Raw genomic sequence first — 24,098 nt, forward strand, 5'->3', positions numbered from 1 at the left:
GTGGATTATGGATCCGATGGTTATGGGGCTTATTTGCGCAGCAGTATTTGGGACAGTGATGGTTGCATCTGCTTTTATTAGACAATTATTACTCAGTCGAGATAAAAAACTAAATGATGAGGCACAAAGTAGGGCATTAGCGCAAGAAGCAAATGAGTTAGAGAAAATCCGCATACAAATGCAAAATGAAAAACGTTTTACTGCTCATTATCAAATGCTTGGTGAAAACAAGGATGCGATTAAGTATGTGGATACTCAAATCGAAGAGCTTTTAAATAAAAAAACGGAGCTCATTGAGCGTTATGCACAAGCCACTTTGAAAGAGTCTGGAGTTATCATTTCGAGTGGAGAGGCATCCGCGGAACGTAAATTGATTTGCGATAGATTAAGAGATGAAATTGATAAAAAAATCGCATTTTATGACGGGGAACTGCAGATATTACAAAAACGAAGAGCCATATTATGGGATACACATGCCGATTTTGAACGGTATCTGTTAAATCAGGAGAAAGCGAGTAATGTTAATTTGGATAATATTTACAAGCACCACTCTGCTTTATTAGAAAAAGTTTATTTACGTCATATTGATGATACCGAGGTGGTTGCAGTGAAGCTGATTGATGCGGGTACCATGTCGTTTAAAGATATGCTGATGGCACCTATACAGTTTTTAATGCAATTTTTTGGAGCAGGCGGGGCTTTACCTAATATTGCGTTGGTACAAACTCGAGTGGAGCATGGTGCCAGACAAGAAGTAGAGCGTGTAGAAAACGATATAAACAATCCTGATGACCGCTCTAATCGACATCTTCACGCGCTTGATGGCCAAAGTGGAGATGTTAAAAGTACTTCTGTTTCTTTTGCGGTATAAACGGGGATTAAGTTGTCATTTTAAGCCAAATGGTGACAATTTGCCCAATTTATAATACAATCACGTTCTGAAGAATTCTCTCATTTTTACCATACCTCAACATGCCGCGGCTTTTCTGCGGCATTCAGAGCTCTTTCTAAGTCCCTTGATCCTATGAATAAGTCAAAGGGTGTTGAAAAATGAGAAAATTTCTCATAATCTCGTTCCATTTAGGGATGCATACAATTTTATAATTGCTGTGGAGTATTACAACAATGAAGCAACATTGCTTAGGATTTATTTTAGGTGCTATTTTGGCTGTTCCTGCGTACAGTGTTAATGTAAATGCACTTCTTCCCGATGAACAAAATACGGTACAAGTATTTCAACAAGCATCACCTAAAGTGGTGTATGTTCATCGCTTGGCAACCGTAACTAATCATTATTCTTTTAAGAAAATGCAAGTTCCTGATGGTTCTGGCTCGGGCATGATTTGGGATGATAAAGGTCATATCGTGACTAATTATCATGTTATTAAAGGTGCGGATAAACTGGCGGTTACTTTGGGTAATATGACGGTTCCGGCACGCGTAGTTGGCTCTGAACCTCGTAAAGACATTGCGGTATTACAAGTGAAATCACCGACTGCTTTATCGACGCTAAAATCGTTTAAACCGTTTGAAATTGTGCATCTTGTCGATTTGATTGTTGGACAAAAGGCTATTGCAATCGGTAATCCCTATGGTTTAGATCACAGTTTATCTAAAGGAGTCATTTCGGCATTAGGTAGACAAGTTCCTGGTATTGGTGGGGTGACTATTCGCAATATGATCCAAACAGATACACCAATTAATCCTGGTAATTCTGGTGGCCCATTATTAAATAGTGCTGGACAACTAATCGGTATGAATACCATGATTTTCTCACGCTCAGGCGCATCTGCTGGAGTTGGGTTTGCGGTGCCAGCTGACGATATTCAACGGGTTGTATCCCAAATTATCAAGCATGGTCGTGTGGTATTATCTGGAATTGGGATTCACAGTGTGGCGCCTAATGTTGCGCAGCGTTTAGGAGTGCGTAAAGGGATACTGGTTGCAGAAGTACTTCCGCGTACGCCTGCCTCACAAGCACATTTACAAGGCACACATCGCGATCCGTGGGGGCGCACGGTAATTGGTGATGTGATTGTTGCCCTGAATGGTCACTCAGTTAATAACTATGATGAGCTCTATAATTTGTTGACTGATATTAAGGTTGGTGAAAAAATTACGGTATCCGTACAGCGGGGTAATAAGCAGATGGATTTAGCCATGAAAACTATTGATATTGCTGGAGCATAATCTAGTTTTTTCCCGTCATTCCGAAGCAGGAGATCATCCATTGCGTTTGGGATGACAGGGAGTTATTTAAGGAGATAGGGATATGTTACTTAATAAAGAAGAGTCATTGTTATTATTAATTGATGTTCAAGAAAAACTTACCCCAGCGGTAATAAACAGCGAGGCTCTCATTGCTCAATGTGAGTGGCTTTTAAAACTAGCCCGTAAATTGTCAGTTCCCGTTTTAGTCAGTGAACAATATCCAAAAGGCCTTGGCACAACTGTTTCCCCCCTTCAAGAATATTATGATTCCCAAGAATGTATTGATAAAGTTCATTTTTCTTGCATGAGCGATGCGAATTATACTCAGCGTCTTCACCAATTACATAAAAAGCAACTCGTTCTAATCGGGATGGAAACCCATGTCTGCGTACTGCAAACTGCTTTAGAAATGAAAGAACAGGGTTTTGAGGTTTTTGTGGTTGTTGATGCAGTCAGCAGTCGGGGAGCGCAAAATATAAAATACGGACTGAAACGTATGCAGCAAGCAGGGGTGCAATTGGTTACTTCAGAAATGGTATTTTTTGAGTGGATAAGAAAGGCAGGGACACCTGAGTTTAAGGAATTAAGTAAAGAGTTTTTGGCTTAGGTTGTCATTGAGTGCCCTCAATTGTTCATGGTATGTTATTTAAAAGTTAAATAAAAAATGCCGTCATGGCGCCTTAGCATATGCAGAATGCTTCGGTCGAATTCCTTCTGTAGGGCTTCAAGAGGACAATGGATAATATACCTTTATAATTACGGAGAATTTATAGTGAATTTTACAAATCAAGTAGCATTAATTACTGGTGGCGCTTCCGGTATGGGCAAGGCTTGTGCCCAGTATTTGCAGCAACGAGGAATGCGAGTAGCTATTTGGGATAAGCAAGCGGACACGCAAACGGAGGCCGATCTATTTATTAATTGTGATGTGACCAGTGATGCTTCAGTGGAAGAAGCAATGCAGCAAACTATTGCTCAACTTGGTACACCACGAGTTTGTATTAATTGTGCGGGAATAGCGCCTGCCAAACGTATTGTGGGTAAAGAGGGGGCAATGCCCTTAGCGGCATTTAAGCAAGTCATTGATGTGAATCTTATTGGCACCTTTAACGTCATGCGAGTCGCGGCGCATGCAATGTCTACCTTGGAGTTGGACAGTAAATCTCAGGAGCGTGGGGTTATTATTAATACTGCATCGATTGCAGCTTTTGAAGGCCAGGTAGGGCAGGCAGCTTATAGTGCTTCCAAAGGGGGGATTGTCTCCATGACTTTGCCTGCTGCTCGTGAATTGGCGCAGTTTGCTATCCGGGTTAATACCATTGCTCCAGGATTGATTGGTACTCCGTTATTACTCAATATGCCTCAAGAGGTTCAGGATAACTTAATTTCCACCATGACGTTCCCTAAACGCTTTGGGCAACCAGAAGAGTTTGCTGCTTTAGTCGGACATATCATTGAAAATGGGATGATGAATGGGGAAGTGATTCGATTAGATGGTGCTCTGCGCATGCGGTAGAGGATGGGTTTGTTGTCTAATAGCGCTTCCTTAAGAGTTATTGGATTTATAGAAGCATGATTTATCGCGGCTTGACCGCGGTATCCATAGATTCGAGACGAGAAGCAAGGAAAAGCGGGATACCGGGCATTCATGTTTTGTAGGTTAAATAATGTTGAAGGAAGATCCATTGGGTCATGGACCCAATGTCGCTTGTACGCGTTTACCTAATGTAGGAAAATTAAGCTTCTTCGTGATGACGGTTAGCATCGTTTGAAGAGGATAAATTACCATGAGCATTATAAACACTCACTGCATCAGGCTTATTTCCTGACAGCGCATTAACCAGTTCTTGACGAACATAGAGATTATTCGCAATCACTTGACCATTGACGGTATTTAATTCACGGCAACGCGTCAACGCATGTGCTAGTTTGTTATTTAAGGTTTTTATTAAATTTATTTCTGGTTCTGGGCACTCGCTAAGAAATGCATTGAGTGCATTTGCTGCGTCAAGAGCTTGATTCGTAGGGTTAATTATCTCCATACGCTGCTTCGAACTGTCTTCTAACTTAGTGGATAAGTCGTGTTTTTTACTGGCACACTCTTCCATTTGAGCATATTGGCGCGTTTCCAAAAGTCCTTTTTCTTCGGCTAATAAATCATTAAGTGATTCAACCCAAGAAATCTCTTGTTCTAAATGCTTGCATAATGTTTTTATTTTGTCGTTATTCATATAACTACCCTAAATTTATGCCATTTCCGGACTATTTAACATTTTTGCCGCAATCTTGTCACTATTAATTTGGTAATTACCTAATTCAATTTCAGCTTTGAAATAGAGAACGCGTGCGTCATTAATTTCTGGAACAGAATCTAATGATTTTTTAATCGCTTCAAGCTGTTTGGTTGTATTGCTGATGCTAACGCTGTCATCAAACGATGAAGAGCCTTCAGCTAAAATTTTATTAATTTCCAGCTGCTTACTTTTCAAACGATTGTCTGACTCTATAGGTTTTACATGAGTAGCATCACTAATTTGATTAAACATAAACTTATCCTCACGTTTTTTTGTGTTTATTCCATACTGATGACCTATAGTTAGCAGTTCTAAAAATTGCATCAGTAAACGCGTTATCGGCAGCAGGAGAAAATACTTTAGTAATTTTTCTTAATTTTATGATTTTTTTATTAAAAAATAAATTCTTAGCTTAAAAAATCACTGTTACTCTTTTTTCTCCTGAAACCTGGGCCTCCACAATTCTTTTGGAGCTCAAATTTCGTACTTTGATGGTTTCTCCTAAGGAGCCATCGGTAACTGCTATTCCCTCCATACTAATCATTAAATTATCATTCCCAGTTACCATCGAGATCTTTTCTCCTTTACGAACTACTTTAGGTAATTCAATATTGGCTGGAGTAAAGGGATAATTAACCGGAATATTTTGTTTGCATACTTGGCCAATTAAATTGTCGATGTCATTAAAATAACCATGTTTTAATTTATGGACATCCATTTCGGTTTGGTAAACATCATTACCCGTAATTTTATCACCTTTCATTAAGGTGCGATTTGCTACAAAAACAGTTTTTAGAATGATAATGCGGATTGGTACATATAAGGACCAATGATTATCGGCTTCCTGGCATTTGATTCCCATCGTACTGGTTTCTAAAATAGGAGTGCTATAGGGATTAAATACGACTAATTGATTCTCTGCGCAGGCTTTTAAGCTTAAACGAGAGTCAATTTTATCCGCGGAGACATGAATTTTTCCTTCTTTATAAGAGGTCAATTGCTTAAGAACGTACTCTTCAATTTTTTGAGTTAATAACTCAGGCGACTGAGTTGGCTCGGCAAATGCTCCAGCACTTGCAAAAAATAGTAAAATGCTTAGTATGCTCTTTTTCACAACAATATCCCTAATGTCCCTGTAAATCGTTCTACGAATCATACAGTAAACACCGTATCAAATTAAGGAGTTTGTCACATGCGAAGGTATTTTATTATTATAAGTACTGCTGCTTGGCTTTTCATTTCTCTTCAGGCGTATGCCAATAGTCACCGCCCTCAAGACTTTTTACACTCGGTGAGTGGTTCTAAAAATGAAGGTGAGCAGATTTATAATCATTTTTGTGTCAACTGTCATGCTGCAAAGCCGCTTATTCCCCTGGGTGCGCCACGAGTGGGGGAGGATGGCGACTGGGAACTGCGTCTAAAACAAGGAATGGACGTTTTGTTTCAGCATACTGATGAAGGATTAAATGCAATGCCGCCTCGAGGGGGATGTTTTGAGTGTACTGACAAACAACTCAGATTAGCTATTCAATTTATGCTGCCGCGAGAAAAATAAAAATCCAAATAAAATGAACATGATACTCATAAAATGAATAAAAAGTAAAAAAAATTTACAAAAAAACCTAAACCTATTTTCTATTCTCCCGATAAATAAGAAAAAGAGGGAGAAAAAAATGAAAAAATTGTTACTTGTAGCACCTATTTTTGCATTAGCCGCGTCATGTTCTTCTATGGATGGTGGGGTACCTGTAGTTGATGATGCGGGCTATACTCATTATACAAAAAGCATGTCAAGTGATCATCGTGGAACTGCTCATTTCCCTGCAAAACGAGAAGCGACAGGTAAAAAAGTGTTTATTTTTGACCCGAAAGCAACTGCTTGGGCTGCATATGATGCTGATGGTAACAGGATAAATACCGGTAGCGCATCTGGGGGTAAAGATTTTTGTGAGGATGCTGGTAAACCATGCCGCACTGTGACAGGTACCTATCGTGTTTATCAGAAAAAAGGGGAGGATTGTACGTCCAGTATTTACCCACTTGAAACTCACGGAGGAGCAAGAATGCCTTATTGCATGCACTTTCATGGCGGTTACTCAATCCATGCTGCTTACGAAGTACCTAATTACAATGCCAGCCATGGATGTATTCGCGTATTACCCAGTGCTGCAAAATGGTTAAACCAAGATTTTATGGATGTTGGCACTACCGTAATTGTAAAACCCTACTAAACTAAATTAGAAGGTAGGTTGAATTAGAAACTGTTCAGTTGTACAAATAAATATAAATTCCTGAGCAAGGAGTTTTCAAGTAGTTGTAACATGCAGTATCTCCACTCTATGCCCTGCTTTATGCAGGGCTTTTTTTCTTCGCTTAAGAATACTAAAATCACATAACTTTTTTAAAGCAGGTATTATAAATGATTCTTTGTATTGATGTGGGGAATTCTCATATATATGGTGGTGTGTTTGATGGGGAAGAAATTAAACTTCGGTTTCGCCATACCTCGCAAGTGAGTACTTCTGATGAATTAGGGATTTTTTTGAAGAGTGTTTTGCGAGAAAATGGTTGCTCTCCTGAGGTGATTAGCAAAATCGGTATTTGTTCAGTAGTACCGCAAATCGATTATTCATTGCGTGCCGCGTGCCTTAAATATTTTTCAATTGATCCTTTTTTGTTACAAGCAGGCGTAAAGACTGGATTGAACATTAAATACCGCAATCCTATAGAAGTTGGGGCAGATCGCATTGCTAACGCGATTGCGGCAACACACAGTTACCCTAATCAAAACGTTATTGTGATTGATTTTGGTACCGCAACCACATTTTGTGCCATTAATGCACAAAAGGCATATTTGGGGGGGGCAATTCTACCCGGAGTACGTCTGTCTGTTGATGCACTATCGAAAAATACGGCGAAATTACCTGCTGTAGAAATTATTAAAATAGATAATGCAGTGGGGCGTTCTACTATAGAGAGTATTCAATCGGGGGTTTATCACGGAGCTCTTGGGGCTTGTCGTGAATTAATTCAGCGTATGAAACAAGAGGCTTTTGGTACAAATAAGTCTTTGGTATTAGCGACCGGTGGTTTTGCTTCCTTATTTGATAAGCACGATTTATATGATCATTTAGTGCCTGATTTAGTCCTTCAAGGTATTCGTTTAGCTGCGTTAATGAATTGTTGAGCTTGAAGTCGGATAGTTAACTCCATTCTTCTACTGAATTCCCGCAGTTAAGTCTCGGGAATTCGACCAAGATTTCTTTATGTCCTTATTTTATGAGCAATAGAAAGTCACTTTGTTCTATAACAAGCCATAATAATTTGAGATATATGTAAAACAATTTTTATAGTTATATCAATTTCTTATATTTAATATAAAACAAAAATAGCAAAATATACTTTCCTTTTTGAGGGATACATCATAAGATATGCTGTTTTTTTAAGCAATACTTATTGTGCTGTACGTAGTGATAAGTAATTTTCATGATTGGATGCGAATACAGATACACGTAGCAAAGTCCAGAGAACAATTAAAGGAATTATTATGCCGAATTTCAAAAGACTTCCCGAAGCAAAACAAGGTAATGAAGCATTACGCATGCATTGCGCATTGGTCCATGCGCAGATGAAATTATCGATGGTATTTCATGCACTTAAATTAAAACCTGGGGATGACTTCCCCCCAAGTTATGTAATTAATTTATTTGGAACAGTTGAAGAGACGAGTGATTTGGCTTATCTATGGACTGCATTACTGATTATGGGGCAAAAGAGCGGCCGCAAGGGTTTTTCTATCAAAAATATTGAGGTGATAAATTCTGAAGAGGGGCCAAAAAAAGACAAGAGATTTTTTGACCCAAAAAGTCAGTACTCAACGAAATTCTGGAGTTCGGAGTTCTCGTCTTTTAAAGACAATTCTGTGTACGAAACAGTATTAAAACCTCTTATGGCTCTTCAGGAAATAGATTATTGCCAAGATGAGCGCTTTCAACCCTTTGAACATCAGCTCCGCGATAAACAACTTAAGGAGCAGGTTAGAGACCATATGATATCGTATTTTCTTGACATATATTTTGTACCGATGGAGGGGCTGCTATGGATGCAGCTCAAAACATCCGGTCGAGGTATAGTTACTGCTATACACCAAATGGGGTATGAAAAATTTGGTATGTTGGTGGCATACCTTAATCGGCAGTTTACCACGCTCTCTTTAAGGGATATGAAAATGAGCGATTTTGGTGTAAGGGGAGTTTCTCTTATACTTTCTTGTTGTGAGGGGATACGCGAAGTTATGTTAGACAACAATGGTCTAAACCGTTTGGATCCGGATCCTGCTAGTAAAGAGAATCATATACTATTGTGTACTGCGCTCAGCATGATTCCTAAGAGTGTAACGCGTCTGACGTTAAGAGATAATGGACTTTCAACCTTTAATAAGACCGAGTTAATGGAGATTATGCAAGCAATTCCATCAACAGTGAAAGTGGTTGTACTCACACAAAACAAGCTTGATTCTGAATTAGAGAAAGAACTTTTAAGTAGTAGAGGCCAAACTATGCCATCACAGAAACCTACACCATCTGTAATCAGCCCACAGCCTATACTAGGAAAAACCAATGAAGAAAAGCCAGTAAAAGTGACTACTGTGTCACAAACGCATTTTGCCAAACCCTCTGCTTCCCCTTCATCATCTGATAAGCCACCATCCTATGAGGAGGCAATGTCTTTTGCTCCCGGCAATGGTCAATGATCTTCTGTTTTCCCGTGGCTTGACCACGGGAAACTACCTTCAATTACTTCCAAAAATCAATGCAATATAAAATACCGCGCTGATCAGCTTATTGCGTCGTTGTTTTCTTTTTATTCATCTTGTTTCTTCGCTCAAAAAAATTACAAATAATTTGCCATAAAAGTGGGTTTTTCGCTTGACGGGTGTAGAAATGTGTTCCTATAGTGTATAAAAGTGGAGTAAAATAATAAAAAAGTGGAGAATTGTGGAGGTAACACGTCCACATAAAAAGAGAGAGCCATGTTTCGGGGAATAAACGCCATCACCATAGACACTAAAGGACGCCTAGCGATACCCACGCGCTATCGTTCTGCCTTAGGTGCTGAGGAAAAAATTCCCTTGGTAGTGACCATCGATACCGAAGAAACTTGTTTGCTGCTCTACACCGCCGCGCAGTGGCAAATTATCGAAGATAACTTACAGAAATTGCCTAGCTTTAATGCAGCTGCACGCAGAATACAACGTTTGCTGATTGGGCATGCTACGGATATTGAAGTAGATGCAAATGGTCGGGTGTTACTGCCTACTGTTTTAAGAAATTATGCAAAGTTGGAAAAAGATGTGGTGATGATTGGTCAAGGAAATAAATTTGAGGTTTGGAGTAAGGAACTTTGGGATACCCGACGCGAAGAGTGGTTGGCCGAGGAAAGTTCAGGTGATTCTGGATTACCCGAAGAAATGAAAACGTTTTCTTTGTAATGGAAACAAAAATGGCAATGCATCAATCAGTGTTACTCGAGGAGTCAATAGATGGCTTAGCGATTAATAGTAGCGGTATTTATTTTGACGGAACTTTTGGGCGTGGTGGCCACAGTCAGAAAATTTTGAGTCATTTGGATGCCCAAGGTCGTCTGTATGCGATTGATAAAGATTTAGATGCAATTGCTCATGCAAAAGAACGTTTTGGCCAAGATCAACGCTTTCATATTTTTCACGGTTCTTTTGCTCAGATAGAGCAGTTTGCTACTGAGGCAGGAGTGCTGAGTAAGGTAGACGGTATTTTGTTGGATTTAGGAGTATCTTCACCACAGATCGATAATCCGGAGCGAGGATTCAGCTTCATGCAGCAAGGTCCTTTGGATATGCGCATGGATTTATCACAACCCATGAGTGCTGCCGATTTTGTCAATCATGCTGAAGCAGATGAAATGGCGGCAATTTTCAGGTTGTATGGTGAAGAGCGATTTGCTGGACGAATTGCGCGGGCGATTGTTACTGCGAGAAGCGGTACACCAATTACCACAACATTGCAGTTGGCAGAAATCGTAAAGGAAGCAAATCCCAAGTGGGAAAAGCATAAACATCCAGCAACTCGAGTGTTTCAGGCGATTCGCATTCATGTGAATCAAGAGTTAAATGATTTAAGTAGTTGTCTAGAGCAATGTCTTAAGGTATTGGCACCAGGGGGACGATTAGCAGTAATCAGTTTCCACTCTCTTGAGGACCGCATTGTGAAGCAATTTATGCGGAACAAGGAGCAGGGAGAAAGACCACCGCCAGAAGTACCAATTCGTTATGAAGAGTTAAAGACAAATTTTAAGAGAATAGGTAAAGCAATAATGCCTCAGGAAAGTGAAGTAAAAGAAAATGTCAGAGCTAGAAGTGCCGTACTCAGGATAGGGGAGAAATTAGCATGAACGCTGCAGCGAAAGTGATTAATCAAGGTACTTTATTTAATGGTCAACTGGCCGATATGCAGATGTCAAAGTCATCATATATGTTAATTATATTAGTAGTTGCCGTGTTAGTAAGTGCCTTAGCCGTGGTTTATAGTACGAATTCTTATCGCTCGACGTTTAGCCAGGTAGAACAACAAGAACAACAAACTCATTATTTGCAATTACAATGGGGGCAATTGTTGCTTGAGCAAGCAAGCCTTGCAACTCCAGCACGAGTAGAAGATTTAGCCAGTGATAAATTAGGAATGGTTTTACCCACAACTAAAAATACTTTTTGGTTACAGGGACAACCTTAGGAAAACATAGGCTGGGCTGAATGCCCAGCAAATTTCCATGTGTGGGTCTGGGGACCAATGCTGGGCTTTTCAACCTACCTACATTCCAATTGTAGAATAAGCCGTGGAAAAATTGCTGTCGTTGCGAACGAACTATTAAGGTCTGGAAGTTTTCGTATTAAGCGAGTACCATCACGACTTATTTTGTGACCGCTTAATGTTAGGAACATAGCATAGGTTGATAAACCAGCTAAAATTTCATTTTAAGCATCAGGATTGTCATGCTGTCTGTTCTGAATAAGGACATTATATGCAAATCATTAGGTCAAAATTAAACCATAATAATAATTTGAGTAGTTGCCTATGAAAAGATCACGCCATCTGAACAGACTGGTTATTGTCTCTGCGTTTTTTATTTTATTAACGCTTATTTTGATTTGGCGAATGATTGATTTGACCGTATTGCATCGAAAATTTTTGCAAGGACAGGGTAACGCACGGAGCTTACGTACAGTAGATATTCCTGCTTATCGCGGGATGATTACCGACCGTCATGGTGCACCCCTGGCAATAAGTACTCCTGTTGAGTCTGTATGGGTTAATCCTAAAGAGTTCTCTCCTGATGAAGAACAATTCATGTCCTTAGCCGAGTACTTACATTTCACTCCCAAGCAGTTAAGCAGAAAAATAGTTGATGCACAAAACGATAATCGCGAGTTTCTTTACTTACAAAGACAGCTACCGCCCGCTTTATCAAAACAAATTGAAAAACTGAAAATCCCCGGGGTTAATTTCCAGAAGGAATTTAAACGCTATTATCCTGACTCCGATAGTATTTCGCAGTTGTTAGGGTTTACCAACGTAGATGATCAAGGCTTAGAAGGTATTGAATTAGCCTATCAGGATTGGTTAAAGGGCGTGGTGGGGAAAAAGCGAGTTATTAAGGATCGCCTTGGCCGCATTATCGAAGAATTAAATGTGACTAAAGAACCACGTCCTGGCCGTGGTATTGTGTTAAGTATCGATAGACGTCTGCAATATTTGGCCTATAGTGAACTGGGTAAAACGGTAGAAGAGTTTGGGGCAAAATCAGGCTCGGTAGTGGTAGTAGATACCGAAAATGGGGAAATTTTAGCGATGGCGAATGTGCCTTCCTATAATCCTAACTCTCGGGGCCGTTATGATAAAGATACCTATAGAAATAGGGCAGTAACGGATACGTTTGAGCCGGGTTCAGTAATGAAAACCTTTAGTATTGCAAGTGCTTTAGAAACGGGTTTGTATTCACCCTCGACGATTATTGATACTAATCCCAGTTGGATGTCGGTGCATGGTCATGTGGTACGCGATGTACATAATTATGGAGTACTTGATGTAACCGGTGTTATGCAGCATTCAAGTAATGTTGGGGTGACTAAAATGGTTTTATCCAGTCCCCCTGAACAATTAATTGGTTTATTACAGCGTTGTGGTTTTGGACAACGCACGGAAAGCACTTATCCTGGCGAGAGTGATGGAAGTATTGTTAAAGTAAAAGATGCAAACCCATTTGTTTTGGCTACGCTAGCTTTTGGTTATGGTCTATCGTCAACCGCACTGCAATTAGCTAAAGCTCATATGATTTTTGCTAATGAGGGTCGTTTAATTCCAGTTACTTTAATCCACAATGACCCACCAAGTGAGGGTGTGCAAGTAATTAAAGCTGAGACAGCAAGACAAGTTTTAGCTATGATGGAGGCTGTACTTGGCAAAGATGGTACAGGTAAATCAGCTAGAGTACCCGGATATCGAGTAGCAGGGAAAACAGGAACAGCGCGTGTAGCTGGTAAAGACGGTTATAAAGATCGTCGATATACAGCAAGTTTTATTGGTATTGCTCCTGTTTCCAAGCCAAAATTTGTTGTAGTGGTCATTATTCATGAGCCTTCTAAGAAAGGTTATTATGCTGCTGCGGTTGCTGCGCCATTATTCTCTAAGGTTATGATGGGTGCCTTAAGATTGTTTAATATCCCCACGGATGAGGCAATAAGTTAACGTCAAAAATAGCGGAAATACCATGAAACTAAGCCAATTGTTAGCACCTTGGACAAAGCAAGAAGTTGTGGATTGTACAATTACTGGCATTCAAAATGACAGTCGGCAGATTCAGCCTGGGGATTTGTTTGTCGCCTATCCTGGTGCTGCTGCGGATGGCCGTTTATTTATTCATAGAGCAGTAGCTGCGGGTGCCGTAGCGGTGCTTTTTGAACCAACTAATTTTCCCTCCGATGTCATCGCGCCTGATGTTCCCTGTATTGCTATTCCTGATTTGGCCACGAAACTGGCTTATATTGCTAAAGCCTTTTATGCCAATCCCGGAGAGGCCTTAACTTTTACTGGAATTACAGGGACTAACGGTAAGACAACTATTGCCTATCAATTAGCTCAAGCTCATTCTTTGCTGGGACAAGGTACTGCCTATATTGGCACCATTGGTCAGGGTGAAGTGCATCATCTCCAACCTTTAGATAACACTACACCTGATGCCTTGTTTTTGCAAAAATTATTCGCCCAATATAAGAGCGAAGGTCTACAGCAAGTATGTATGGAAGTCTCATCTCATGCTTTAGCCCAACATCGCGTGGATGCGATTGATTTTAACCAGGCGATTTTCACCAATTTGACTTTAGATCATTTGGATTACCATCATACAATGGAAAATTATGCTGCCGCCAAGGCTAATTTATTTGCGCGGGAATCTTTGCAATGGGCAATTATTAATCAGGATGATGAGTACCAACAGTTCATGGCGGCAGCAGTAAAACCACACGTGAAAAAGTTAAGTTATGGTATGGGGCAGGACTGTGATGTTAACGTACTCAATTGGCATATGGACATCAATGGAACCTCTATTGAAGTACAGTCTCCTTGGGGAAAACATCAGCTCCGCATTCAAGCCCTAGGTGCGTTTAATATCTACAATAGCTTAGCGATATTTAGCAGTTTATTAGCTTCTGGCTATGCACCCGAAAAAGTGGTACAGGTCATGTCTCAATTGAAAGCAGCACCTGGACGGCTGGAAATTGTCAGCAGCACTCCTTATGTGCTTATTGATTATGCTCATACCCCAGATGCCTTAGAGAATGCTTTAATGACCTTAGGGCAAATAAAAAAGGGTCAGCTCTGGGTGGTGTTTGGTTGTGGTGGTGATCGCGATAAAAGTAAACGCCCAGTGATGGGAAAGATTGCTGCTGAGTATGCGGATCAACTTGTTATTACTAGTGATAATCCGCGTACAGAAGATCCCCAAACAATCATTAATGAAATTGCAATGGGGGTTTTACCATCGGCTTCTGTGAAGCAATTAGAGAACAGGGAAGAGGCGATTGCTTACGCACTTAAAGAAGCACATGAGAATGATATTATTTTAATTGCGGGTAAAGGGCATGAAGCTTATCAGCAAATAGGTACAGTCAAGCATGCATTTTCAGATCAGGAAGTAGTGCGACGGTTAAGAGGGCATTGATTTTGCTCTTAGTGTGTGCCTGTTTGCTCGCAATCAGGCTACACCTAATAAGGAGTGCTCACTTGTTTACCAAACCCAAGCAATGCTTTAGTCTGTACATCCAAGTCCCCAGCAGCATACAGCTGAAAATCATGGCGGTTCTGATGTTCTTTTCTAACCTGTAAAAAGGTTTCTTTCAAATTCTTAGCTTGCTTTAAACGCAGGGTTTCCTCAAGCGGATTATACAAAGACAAAATTTGCTCTTGCCATGTTTTATTCGACTCTAAAGGTGTAGGCTCGCTCATTTCAGGACTAGCAAACGTGGGTAAGGGTAATTCAGCGATTTGATGCAGGACTTCGCTCACCCTATTTACCGCTCTATATTTAGCCTCAAGACTGTGACCAGCAATATGCGGTGTACATAACGTGGCTTGTGCAATAATGTGTGGATTCACATTCGGTTCATCGAGATAAACATCAGTACAATAAATGAATTTATCACCCAGCTTTAGTAAGGCATGCTCATCAATAATGCCTCCACGTGCGGCATTAACAACGACACATCCAGGCTTTAAATGAGCAAGGAATTGTTGATCAAGTAAATTCTGGCTTGGGTAAGGTTGCCTGTTATGTAATTCGGCATGAATACATAAAAGATCTACCTGATATAAATCTTCAAGCGGAGTATTTAAACCTTTCAGTGGATCATAAACACGAGTAATAAAGCCTGCAGCTTCCAATCGTGCTTGCACTCTTGTCCCCACTTCCCCAAAACCAATAATCCCCGCACGCTGCCCCTTGATAAGTTGCTGTTGATGTAAATAAGCAAGGCAGGAAACTACATAATCGGCAACTGCTCGCGCATTGCATCCTTTCGCATCAATGACCTGGATATTTTGGCTTGCTAACCACTGAGTATCCAAATGATCACTACCACTGCTCGCGGTGGCAACATAACCTAAGCTGTGGGTCTTTAGTAGAGCCTGATTAACTTTGAGATTGGCTCGACACAAGAGGACATCTTGCCCCACAAGCAGTGGGCCAATTTCGTTAGCCTGAGTATAACGTGTGAGACAAAAAGGTTCAGGAAAAGCTTGGTCTAGTCCAGGGAGTGAGGCATCCGCTAAAACCTTCATAATTGAAAAATTGAACTTAATACAAAGAAGCCCATATTTATGATCGGGAGCATAATGTAGTTTAAAATTCCGGTGATCATTAATAAGATGAGAATAAAAAATCCATAGGGTTCAATTTGTGCGTAGGCCATTGCTTGTCGCTGAGGTAAAAGACTCATTACTACTCGACTACCATCGAGAGGGGGTAAAGGTAATAAATTTAATGCGGCTAAGACTAAATTAATCACCATTCCTGCACGCGCACTCATTAACAGGAAAAGCGCGGCCATTGAGGTCTCTGGATGCATATGAGTTGCAACTTTAAACGCAGCAGCCCATAAAAAAGCCATAAAAATATTTGAAAATGGTCCTGCAAGCGTGACTAGGATCATATCACGTCGCGGATTTTTAAACCGGCTCCAATTAATTGGCACAGGTTTTGCGTAGCCAATAACGAATTGAAAATTACTTAATACGCCAACCACTATGGGTATTATAATCGTACCAACCAGGTCTATGTGACGAATTGGATTTAAACTGAGACGCCCAAACATTTTTGCAGTAGTGTCACCGCAAAGATTGGCAACATACGCATGAGCAGCTTCATGTAGGGTGATAGCAAGTAAAACGGGAAGAGCCCAAATGCATACCTGCTGTATTAAAGTAAATTCTGGCATTAAAAACTATGTACTCGTCAGTGTTTGATGATTTTAACGAATTGTGTGTTGTAATAACAAGTAAAATAAAAAAATAGGATCACCTTACAAGTACTCTACCTTCGTTGGAAAGGAGTAAATCACTTTATCGACGTATATATGAACCAATACTTAATTATATTAAAAAAGTGAAAAAACGAAGGACAGACAGGATTATTGCGCTTATTATACCTGAGTTAGGACTACCCAATGGTATGAGCATTTGTTACCTAATATTTATGCACTGGTTTGCGTGGTTTATTATTTATTAGAATGTGATGAACAAAGCCGTAATTTTAATTCTAGGTGCCACCGAATGTTTATCGTAGCAAAGTAATACTTAAGTACGTGCCAGTAGTTCTAAACAGGAAATTGACTTTAAGTAAGAGGAATTTGATTGATGACACAGTTTGAAAAAACATTTGAGTTTATGAAAAAACCATGGGTTATTTTGCTTTATGCAATTTTGGTCATATTGTCCTATATTTTTGTGGATAAGGATTTGGCTACTTATTTTCATCAGCTTGATTTAAGAACAAATATTCATATTTTAAGTATTATGACCGCATTTGGACAATGGATTGCTTACATAGTTTTATTTCTTGCTGCGGCACTATATTTTCGTTATGTACGTACTAATCCAGTATTTGAAGCAAGAGCATGGTATTTATTAGGTTGTGTTTTTATTGCTAACTTAGTGTGTTTTGTTTTGAAAGTTGCTTTAAGCCGAGCTCGCCCTGACTTATTGTTTAGCAGTAATGAGTTTGGTTTTTATTGGTTTCAAATGGGCAAGTATTACTGGTCTTTTCCTTCAGGACATACTACAACGGTAGTTAGTTTGGCTGTAGGTCTCGGTGTTTTGTTTCCACGTTATTTTTACGCAGTACTTGGAGCAGCACTCTTAGTCGCAGCATCTAGAGTATTATTGTATTATCATTATTTAAGTGATGTGATGACTGGCTTTTATTTAACGATGTTAGTAGTAGGCTTTTATACTCATTATCTTAAACAAAAAAATTGGTTTGAGGAAAAAGGCTGCATTGATGCAATGCCTTTAATTTTAAGCGGACAAAGATCGTAGGGACTGTTAATCATTTAATTAATTTGAAAAATATAAACAGCCCCGATGATTTCACCTAAGAGGCGTAATCACGCTTCTTAGGTTTCAAGGAGTGATTATGGCTATAGAAGCTACTTTGAAATTTTTAGTTGAGGTCTATGCTAAATTTGATCAAGAAAAAGGGACTTACATCAATAAAAATGAGCCGCTTACGCCTTTAGATGCTCTTCCGTCTGTAGATGGACTCGTTGTCGAACACAACGCTCAAAATGGAATTCATATTGGTCCTATTGATGGGGAACAACTTACATATCCCTCCCTTGTTATGGAGCAGGAATACCTAACTCCAAATCATAGTTTAAGTGAAGAGCAACTTTTTAATTTAGAGCGTTCTTTTAACTTATTACTGAATCAACAATTATTGCATGATGGTGCTGAAAAGGAACGAATAGAAGAAAACTATAATACACTGCTTTCATTTTTTGAAGACTCTACTGGTTTAACACCGGAAGTAGTTTGGCTTGAACAACAATTATCTAAAGGCTTAAATGATGGCTTGTGCAAACGAACTTTAATTGATTGCTATCAACGCTTAGTTATGCCTTCAAATTATAAAGAACTTACATTTGCTGAAATAACGAATCAGGATGATCTCAAGAAATGGTTAGAAAATTTATCAGCAAAAGCGCGAACTTATAATGAGCGCAGTTTATATAATAGTCTTTTGGGCTTATTAAATGAATCTGTAAATTATTACGATGAGATAGGGAAAGTTAAACCTACCGCAATCAAAGCCTTATTATCCTTTATTCCGGTACTTTTAGTGAGTATAGGTACCCTTGCTTTTGCCGAAGAGTTACTTGCAATTTATGCCTTATATTTTATTGTGCTAAAAGGGGGGGAGTATATCGGTAAAACCAATATTTCCGAGCTGCAAGCTTTTGGCGGTACCGTCCAACAAGTTACTTCGGTTACTGCAGCAACTACAACTGCATTACTTGTGCGCTTAATGGAGTTAATTTTTTGGAGTTCTCGCCAATGCTACATGGCGACATTACAAGTAGGTTCTCATGTATTAGAACCACTTTTTTCTGGCACCGAGGCTGAGCTTGGGGAAAATATAGAAGAAGCTTTACTTAAGGCAGGTGAAAATAAAGACGGTGGATTGCTTTTCAGAAATTATCAATTAAAACTAATTGTTGCGCCTATAGAAGTTCGTTGTTCTGCGTTAAAAGAGCAATGGTTTTTACGTCATCGTACTGGTGCTGAAAAGGACAGAGTGCTTACTCGGTTTTTGGGGAAGATGCGTGAACTGGATCAAAATCATGATCCTATTGAAACAAAATTAGAGGTGGCTCAGCGATTAATTGTTAAATTAAAAGAAAATAAAATGGTATATGAAGAGGGTCGTTACACTGGACCTGCGATTAACAAGGCGGAACGCTTTCTCAAGTTTTTTATTGAGAATCCATTGGCTATGATGGATGGCAAGGCAGAGAGTGATTCAGAGGAAAGTGTAAGCAGCGCTTCGATGTGATGGAATATAGTGTAGTACGTATTAGGCTGCGCTAATACGGCTACATTTTAAGGAGGGGATGGGCCTCTTTAGGTCTTGTTTTATGCAATAAGCTGTAACTTAATCTCGCTGCCCCCTTGAATTAGCCCCCAAAACTCTGGCAAGATGCTTTTGTTTTGATTTTCCAGTGAGGACTTATGAAAATTCTCGTTGCAGTGAAGCGTGTAATTGATCCCTATGTCAAAATTAGGGTCAAATCGGATAATACCGGAGTTGAAACACAAAATATCAAAATGGCAATGAATCCATTTGATGAAATTGCTGTCGAAGAAGCGCTACGTTTACGTGAAAAAAATTGGGCTACTGAAGTAGTCATTGTGAGTATTGGTACGGACAGCTCACAAGAAATTTTACGCCATGGATTAGCATTAGGTGCTGATCGGGCTATTCTAGTGCGTACCCCAGATTCTTTAGAAAGTTTGAACATTGCTAAAGTATTGAAAAAGGTTGTTGATGATGAAAAACCTTCTTTAGTCCTAATGGGAAAACAAGCCATTGATGGCGATAATAACCAAACGCCTCAAATGCTCTCCGCTTTATTAAATTGGCCTCAAGCAACTTATGCTTCTAAGCTGGATGCAAGCACCGATTATCTTGAAGTAACTCGAGAAATAGATGGTGGTTTAGAAACAATTAAAGTTCAATTACCTGCGATAGTAAGTACTGATTTGCGTTTGAACGAGCCACGATATGCCAGTTTACCCAATATTATGAAGGCAAAACGTAAGCCTCTAGATGTTATTGAATTAGATAATATGGGCTTAGCTCTGAAGAAACATATCGAAGTAATTCAAGTTACCGCACCTGCAGGCCGTAGTGCAGGCAAAAAGGTAGGTTCAGTAGATGAGCTCATGAACGAATTACAAAATCAAGCCAAAGTGCTTTGATAAGGAGATAGGATGAGCACTTTAATACTCGTGGAACATGATAATCAAAACATGCACCCAGCAACGCGGAATGTTTTGTCTGCGGCACAGCAGTTAGGCGAAGAAGTGCATGTGCTGGTTGCAGGACATCAATGTAAAATAGTTGCAGAGCAAGTGGCTGCACTTTCCGGCGTCCATAAGGTTTTATATGTTGATAAGCCTTGCTATGAGCATCCACTTGCAGAACAAATGGGTGATTTAGTATTATCACTTGCCAACTCATTTAAAGCCATATTAATTCCATCCAGTACTTTTGGTAAAAATATTGCTCCACGTGTTGCCGCTCTTCTTGACGTTGCGCAAATTTCAGACGTGAGTAAAATCCTTGATAACACTACTTTTGAGCACCCAATTTATGCGGGTAATGCTATAGAAAAAGTACGTGTTCTTGATGACATCAAAGTAATGACCATTAGAACCACAGCATTTGATGCGGTAACTGCCACTCAAGCTGCCTGCACTATTGAAACGCTGGCCAAAGAGTTTGCGTCACAAAGCAGTCAATTTATGAAGCATGAACTGAGTCAATCTGAGCGCCCGGATTTAGGTACCGCCAAGATTGTTGTTTCTGGGGGGCGGGGATTACAAAGTGCTGAAAAATTCAAATTAATTGAAGAATTAGCCGATGCTCTAGGCGCTGCAGTTGGGGCATCACGCGCAGCAGTCGATGCGGGATTCGTCCCCAATGATTATCAGGTTGGGCAAACCGGAAAGGTGGTTGCCCCAACGCTTTATATTGCTGTAGGTATTTCAGGAGCCGTGCAGCACTTGGCGGGTATGAAAGACTCTAAAGTGATCGTTGCCATTAACAAAGATGAAGACGCCCCAATTTTCCAAATCGCAGATTATGGGTTGGTTGGTGATTTATTCGAATTGGTACCACAATTAATTGCGCATTTAAAGAATAAATAAAACCATAGGCACTGTTGTCACTTTGTAAACTTGGACTATTTAGACCTGGTGGGAGTGAAAATAGGGCCTATAAAACACAGTAAAAGGGAGTAATTTATGTTAGTAGGTGTTCCAAAAGAGATTAAGCCACAAGAGAACCGTGTGGGTCTTATCCCTTCAAGTGTTAGGGAAATCATAAGAGTTGGTAGCGCTGTTATCGTTGAAAAAGGTGCGGGATTAGGAATTGGTATTTCTGACGATGATTACAGCCATGCTGGTGCTGAGGTTGTGGATAGCGCTGATGAAGTATTCGCTAAAGCGGATTTAATCGTTAAAGTTAAAGAACCACAACCTATTGAATGCAAGCGCCTTCGCGAAGGTCAAACATTATTTACTTATTTACATTTAGCCCCAGACCCACATCAAGCACGTATGCTTAAAGAATCTGGTGTAACCGCAATTGCCTATGAAACGGTAACTCAAGATGATGGTGGGTTACCTTTGTTGACCCCAATGTCGCAAGTTGCCGGTCGTATGTCTATTCAGGCTGGTGCTCATTGTTTAGAAATGGCGCAAGGTGGTAGTGGTGTTTTATTGGGTGGTGTGCCAGGTGTAGCCGCTGCTAATGTTGTTGTTATTGGGGGCGGGGTTGTAGGTACCAATGCCGTACGTATGGCTATGGGTATGGAAGCACGAGTAACCGTATTAGACCGTTCATTACAACGCCTAAATGAATTGGACTTCCAATTTGGCTCTAAGATTAATACTGTTTATTCTACTTCTGATGCGATTGAAAAGTACGTATCTCAAGCTGATTTAGTGATTGGTGCGGTATTAGTTCCTGGTGCGGCAGCTCCAAAATTAGTAACCCGTGCGATGCTAAAATCTATGCGTCCAGGTTCTGTCTTAGTAGATGTGGCAATTGACCAAGGTGGTTGCTTTGAAACAAGCCGTCCTACGACGCATCAAGAACCCACTTATGTGGTGGACCAAGTAGTGCATTATTGCGTTGCCAACATGCCTGGTGCAGTACCAAGAACGTCTACTTTTGCCTTGAACAATGCAACTTTACCTTTTGTATTAAGCATTATTACTAAAGGCACGAAACTGGCTTTATTAAATGATCATCATTTATTAAACGGCTTGAATGTTCACCAAGGCAAAATTACCTTTGAAGCGGTTGCTCGTGATTTAGGTTATGAATACACACCTGCTGCCATTGCTTTAGCTGGCCGCTAAGATTTCTCTTATTTTCAATGTGCTGTGGACAAACCCGCGGCACATTGAAATTTTCCTACGAGGGATAATAACTTGAAGCCTCTTTTGGCTGGTGATTGGCATTGGGTCCCTATGCGAGCTTTCCACGTTAATTCAAAACTGGTCTCTTTCTTGTGGTAAGGAATAATAGGACGCAATGAATGCTGAGGTTTAAATTCCTTTAGCATTGACTGCTCAGGCTTTTCATCAACAATTCCATTATGGCAGACCAAAAAGAGGAACACGACATGGTTTTCCATTACTCAATAAGTGCTTAGAATAAATTGCATCACTTAAGGGGTAAAGCATCCTTATCTTAATAGATGATTTCATCAATAATGAACTTCCTTGGGCGGATACCGTTTGGTCAAAATGAGTTCAATTATAATGACCATAATATTTAATTGTTTTTAGAACTTATTTTTAACTAAGGTAAAATACTTTTTTTGCATTAAGGATAATTATGAAAAGAATTTTTTTATTACTGATGATGACTCTAAGTTTTAATCTTGGGGCAAATCAATTAACGGTTAAGGATAAACTAATCGTCACCCAGTGTATGTATGAGAAGCTGGAAAATTTAGCAACCTTAATTACAAAGACCAATAAATATACGCTAATTGAAATTGAAATGAATGAGCAAGCGATTAGAGTGTTACATGATAATCGACGTGCTTGCGGCGGCTTTTTAAATCTTGAGCCTTATCAGAAACAGCAAATTAACGAGAGTCAATTATTCATTCATTTAACCAAAACCCGAGCTACTTTGTCACGGGATGAATATCGTATAAGCCATGATGCTCAGGTTAAGCCATTATTGAAACAAATTAATAAGAATAACATCTGGGGCTACATGCAACATCTGACGAGCTATGTAAATCGTGCTGCAAACTCTCAAACTGGTGTTTTGGCTGCGCGATGGTTTAAGAGTCAAATCGATTCTATGGCGAGAGAGTATCATCGCAACGATGTTCAAAGTTATTTGGTCGCCACAGGTAAAAAGTATAAACAACCTTCAGTAGTAACGGTTATTGGCAAAGAAAAGCCAGGCGGTGCGATCGTAATTGGTGCTCATATCGATACACTAAAAGGCAATATGCCAGGGGCAGATGATGATGCCAGCGGAATAGCTGCAATTTTGGAGGTATCCAGAACGCTGTTATCATCAGGGATTAATTTTGAGCACCCCATTTATGTTATTGCTTATGCCGCAGAAGAGCAGGGCTTGGTGGGTTCTGGTTTTGTGGTGCAATCATTTTTAGATAAAAAAATCGCTGTCAAAGCAGTTTTACAATTTGATCAGGCAGGATTTAGAGCCAATCCTAAAGACAATACTATTTGGTTATTAGATGATTACGTGGATGCTAAGTTAACCCAATTCTTAGCTAATTTAACCACGCATTATGTGAATATTCCTGTTTCCTATACTCATTGTGATTATGCTTGCAGTGATCATGCCAACTGGCATTTAAATGGATTTCCTGCATGTTATCCATCGGCTGCAACCTTAGATGATGATAATGAAAATGTGCATACCTCTAATGATCGTTTGGAAACCATCAGTTTGGATCATTTAGAAAATTTTGCCAAATTAGGTTTGGCTTTCGCTGTGGAATTAGCTTTGAATTAAAAATTAGACAGTAGTAAAAATAAAGAAGCAATGACGGGATAATAAATTAAGGTGAGATTTTTAATTAAAATTCAGATGCCGTCATTGCGAACGCTCTCGGGAGCGTGCCTGGATTGCTTTGTCATTATGTTTCTCGCAATTGACGAGATAAAATAGCATTTGCGCATCATCTTTCTACTAAGCACCCCTTAAATTTTTAAAAGCAAGTTATTA

24 protein-coding genes are annotated in these 24,098 nt (G+C 39.8%); 19 read left to right on the forward strand and 5 right to left on the reverse strand.

The genetic code is table 11. From position 1 onward, the window contains the following. Positions 1 to 7 precede the first annotated feature (7 nt). From ACD661_RS00535 to ACD661_RS00550, 4 genes are all read left to right on the forward strand, one after another. Positions 8 to 871 (forward strand): hypothetical protein, encoded by an 864-nt coding sequence (locus tag ACD661_RS00535; protein ID WP_400185531.1) that lies wholly within the window; start codon positions 8 to 10, stop codon positions 869 to 871. A 254-nt stretch (positions 872 to 1,125) separates the two neighbouring features. Next, the gene (locus ACD661_RS00540; RefSeq protein WP_400185532.1) at positions 1,126 to 2,190 is read left to right on the forward strand and encodes a S1C family serine protease; all 1,065 of its coding nucleotides are present in this window, start codon (positions 1,126 to 1,128) and stop codon (positions 2,188 to 2,190) included. Positions 2,191 to 2,272: 82 nt separating this feature from the next. Beyond that, the gene (locus tag ACD661_RS00545; RefSeq protein WP_400185534.1) at positions 2,273 to 2,818 is read left to right on the forward strand and encodes a hydrolase; all 546 of its coding nucleotides are present in this window, start codon (positions 2,273 to 2,275) and stop codon (positions 2,816 to 2,818) included. Positions 2,819 to 2,983: 165 nt separating this feature from the next. Beyond that, entirely contained in the window at positions 2,984 to 3,727 is a 744-nt protein-coding gene (locus ACD661_RS00550; RefSeq protein WP_400185536.1) for an SDR family NAD(P)-dependent oxidoreductase, read from the forward strand. A gap of 220 nt (positions 3,728 to 3,947) precedes the next feature. Here ACD661_RS00550 and ACD661_RS00555 read toward each other — a convergent pair whose 3' ends face one another. From ACD661_RS00555 to flgA, 3 genes are all read right to left on the reverse strand, one after another. Next, entirely contained in the window at positions 3,948 to 4,442 is a 495-nt protein-coding gene (locus tag ACD661_RS00555; RefSeq protein ID WP_400185538.1) for a flagella synthesis protein FlgN, read from the reverse strand. A gap of 15 nt (positions 4,443 to 4,457) precedes the next feature. Next, positions 4,458 to 4,757 carry a flagellar biosynthesis anti-sigma factor FlgM gene (gene flgM, locus ACD661_RS00560; protein ID WP_400185539.1) on the reverse strand — a complete coding sequence of 100 codons (300 nt, stop codon included), beginning with the start codon at positions 4,755 to 4,757 and terminating at the stop codon, positions 4,458 to 4,460. A gap of 160 nt (positions 4,758 to 4,917) precedes the next feature. Beyond that, the gene (flgA, locus tag ACD661_RS00565; protein WP_400185541.1) at positions 4,918 to 5,619 is read right to left on the reverse strand and encodes a flagellar basal body P-ring formation chaperone FlgA; all 702 of its coding nucleotides are present in this window, start codon (positions 5,617 to 5,619) and stop codon (positions 4,918 to 4,920) included. 78 nt (positions 5,620 to 5,697) lie between these two features. On the opposite strand from flgA, the gene ACD661_RS00570 reads away from it, so the two are divergent. The 9 genes from ACD661_RS00570 (at position 5,698) to ACD661_RS00610 (ending at position 14,756) form a co-directional block, all read left to right on the forward strand. Beyond that, complete coding sequence (locus tag ACD661_RS00570) at positions 5,698 to 6,060, forward strand: c-type cytochrome (RefSeq protein WP_400185542.1); 363 nt, start codon at positions 5,698 to 5,700, stop codon at positions 6,058 to 6,060. Between the two features lie 118 nt (positions 6,061 to 6,178). Next, a complete protein-coding gene (locus tag ACD661_RS00575; RefSeq protein ID WP_400185544.1) occupies positions 6,179 to 6,736 on the forward strand; it encodes a L,D-transpeptidase in 558 nt (185 codons plus the stop codon). Positions 6,737 to 6,924: 188 nt separating this feature from the next. Beyond that, complete coding sequence (locus ACD661_RS00580; RefSeq protein WP_400185546.1) at positions 6,925 to 7,692, forward strand: type III pantothenate kinase; 768 nt, start codon at positions 6,925 to 6,927, stop codon at positions 7,690 to 7,692. Between the two features lie 360 nt (positions 7,693 to 8,052). Beyond that, positions 8,053 to 9,258 (forward strand): leucine-rich repeat domain-containing protein, encoded by a 1,206-nt coding sequence (locus ACD661_RS00585; protein WP_400185547.1) that lies wholly within the window; start codon positions 8,053 to 8,055, stop codon positions 9,256 to 9,258. A gap of 279 nt (positions 9,259 to 9,537) precedes the next feature. Then, complete coding sequence (gene mraZ, locus ACD661_RS00590; protein WP_252581501.1) at positions 9,538 to 9,996, forward strand: division/cell wall cluster transcriptional repressor MraZ; 459 nt, start codon at positions 9,538 to 9,540, stop codon at positions 9,994 to 9,996. A gap of 11 nt (positions 9,997 to 10,007) precedes the next feature. Then, positions 10,008 to 10,934, forward strand: coding sequence for a 16S rRNA (cytosine(1402)-N(4))-methyltransferase RsmH (gene rsmH / locus ACD661_RS00595; protein ID WP_400185548.1), 927 nt, complete (start codon positions 10,008 to 10,010; stop codon positions 10,932 to 10,934). After that, positions 10,931 to 11,272 (forward strand): cell division protein FtsL, encoded by a 342-nt coding sequence (gene ftsL / locus ACD661_RS00600; protein ID WP_347573654.1) that lies wholly within the window; start codon positions 10,931 to 10,933, stop codon positions 11,270 to 11,272. The genes rsmH and ftsL overlap by 4 nt, the downstream gene beginning before the upstream one ends. 342 nt (positions 11,273 to 11,614) lie before the next feature. Continuing rightward, positions 11,615 to 13,285: a peptidoglycan D,D-transpeptidase FtsI family protein gene (locus ACD661_RS00605; protein WP_400185549.1), complete on the forward strand. Its 1,671-nt coding sequence runs from the start codon at positions 11,615 to 11,617 to the stop codon at positions 13,283 to 13,285. A 22-nt stretch (positions 13,286 to 13,307) separates the two neighbouring features. Next, positions 13,308 to 14,756, forward strand: a complete 1,449-nt coding sequence (locus ACD661_RS00610) for a UDP-N-acetylmuramoyl-L-alanyl-D-glutamate--2,6-diaminopimelate ligase (RefSeq protein ID WP_400185550.1) — start codon at positions 13,308 to 13,310, stop codon at positions 14,754 to 14,756. Positions 14,757 to 14,800: 44 nt separating this feature from the next. On the opposite strand, the gene ACD661_RS00615 is transcribed toward ACD661_RS00610, so the two are convergent. Together ACD661_RS00615 and ACD661_RS00620 are read right to left on the reverse strand one after the other, a co-directional pair. Continuing rightward, on the reverse strand, positions 14,801 to 15,871 hold the full coding sequence (locus ACD661_RS00615; RefSeq protein WP_400185551.1) for an NAD(P)-dependent oxidoreductase: 1,071 nt from the start codon (positions 15,869 to 15,871) through the stop codon (positions 14,801 to 14,803). Beyond that, a complete protein-coding gene (locus ACD661_RS00620; protein WP_400185552.1) occupies positions 15,868 to 16,527 on the reverse strand; it encodes a site-2 protease family protein in 660 nt (219 codons plus the stop codon). Before ACD661_RS00620 ends, ACD661_RS00615 begins: the two co-directional genes overlap by 4 nt. A 418-nt stretch (positions 16,528 to 16,945) precedes the next feature. On the opposite strand from ACD661_RS00620, the gene ACD661_RS00625 reads away from it, so the two are divergent. The 6 genes from ACD661_RS00625 to ACD661_RS00650 all read left to right on the forward strand — a co-directional run bounded on the left by ACD661_RS00625 (position 16,946) and on the right by ACD661_RS00650 (position 23,885). Then, positions 16,946 to 17,626: a phosphatase PAP2 family protein gene (locus ACD661_RS00625; protein ID WP_400185554.1), complete on the forward strand. Its 681-nt coding sequence runs from the start codon at positions 16,946 to 16,948 to the stop codon at positions 17,624 to 17,626. Between the two features lie 97 nt (positions 17,627 to 17,723). After that, positions 17,724 to 19,142, forward strand: a complete 1,419-nt coding sequence (locus tag ACD661_RS00630) for a J domain-containing protein (protein ID WP_400185556.1) — start codon at positions 17,724 to 17,726, stop codon at positions 19,140 to 19,142. Between the two features lie 176 nt (positions 19,143 to 19,318). Then, entirely contained in the window at positions 19,319 to 20,068 is a 750-nt protein-coding gene (locus tag ACD661_RS00635; RefSeq protein WP_400185557.1) for an electron transfer flavoprotein subunit beta/FixA family protein, read from the forward strand. Between the two features lie 12 nt (positions 20,069 to 20,080). Next, positions 20,081 to 21,019, forward strand: a complete 939-nt coding sequence (locus ACD661_RS00640) for an electron transfer flavoprotein subunit alpha/FixB family protein (RefSeq protein WP_400185558.1) — start codon at positions 20,081 to 20,083, stop codon at positions 21,017 to 21,019. A gap of 96 nt (positions 21,020 to 21,115) precedes the next feature. Continuing rightward, a complete protein-coding gene (gene ald / locus ACD661_RS00645) occupies positions 21,116 to 22,237 on the forward strand; it encodes an alanine dehydrogenase (RefSeq protein WP_400185559.1) in 1,122 nt (373 codons plus the stop codon). 481 nt (positions 22,238 to 22,718) lie between these two features. After that, complete coding sequence (locus ACD661_RS00650) at positions 22,719 to 23,885, forward strand: M20/M25/M40 family metallo-hydrolase (protein ID WP_400185560.1); 1,167 nt, start codon at positions 22,719 to 22,721, stop codon at positions 23,883 to 23,885. The last annotated feature ends 213 nt before the right edge of the window (positions 23,886 to 24,098 follow it).

The organism is Legionella lytica (assembly GCF_044626755.1).
GTDB classification, from domain to species: Bacteria; Pseudomonadota; Gammaproteobacteria; order Legionellales; family Legionellaceae; genus Legionella; species Legionella lytica_A.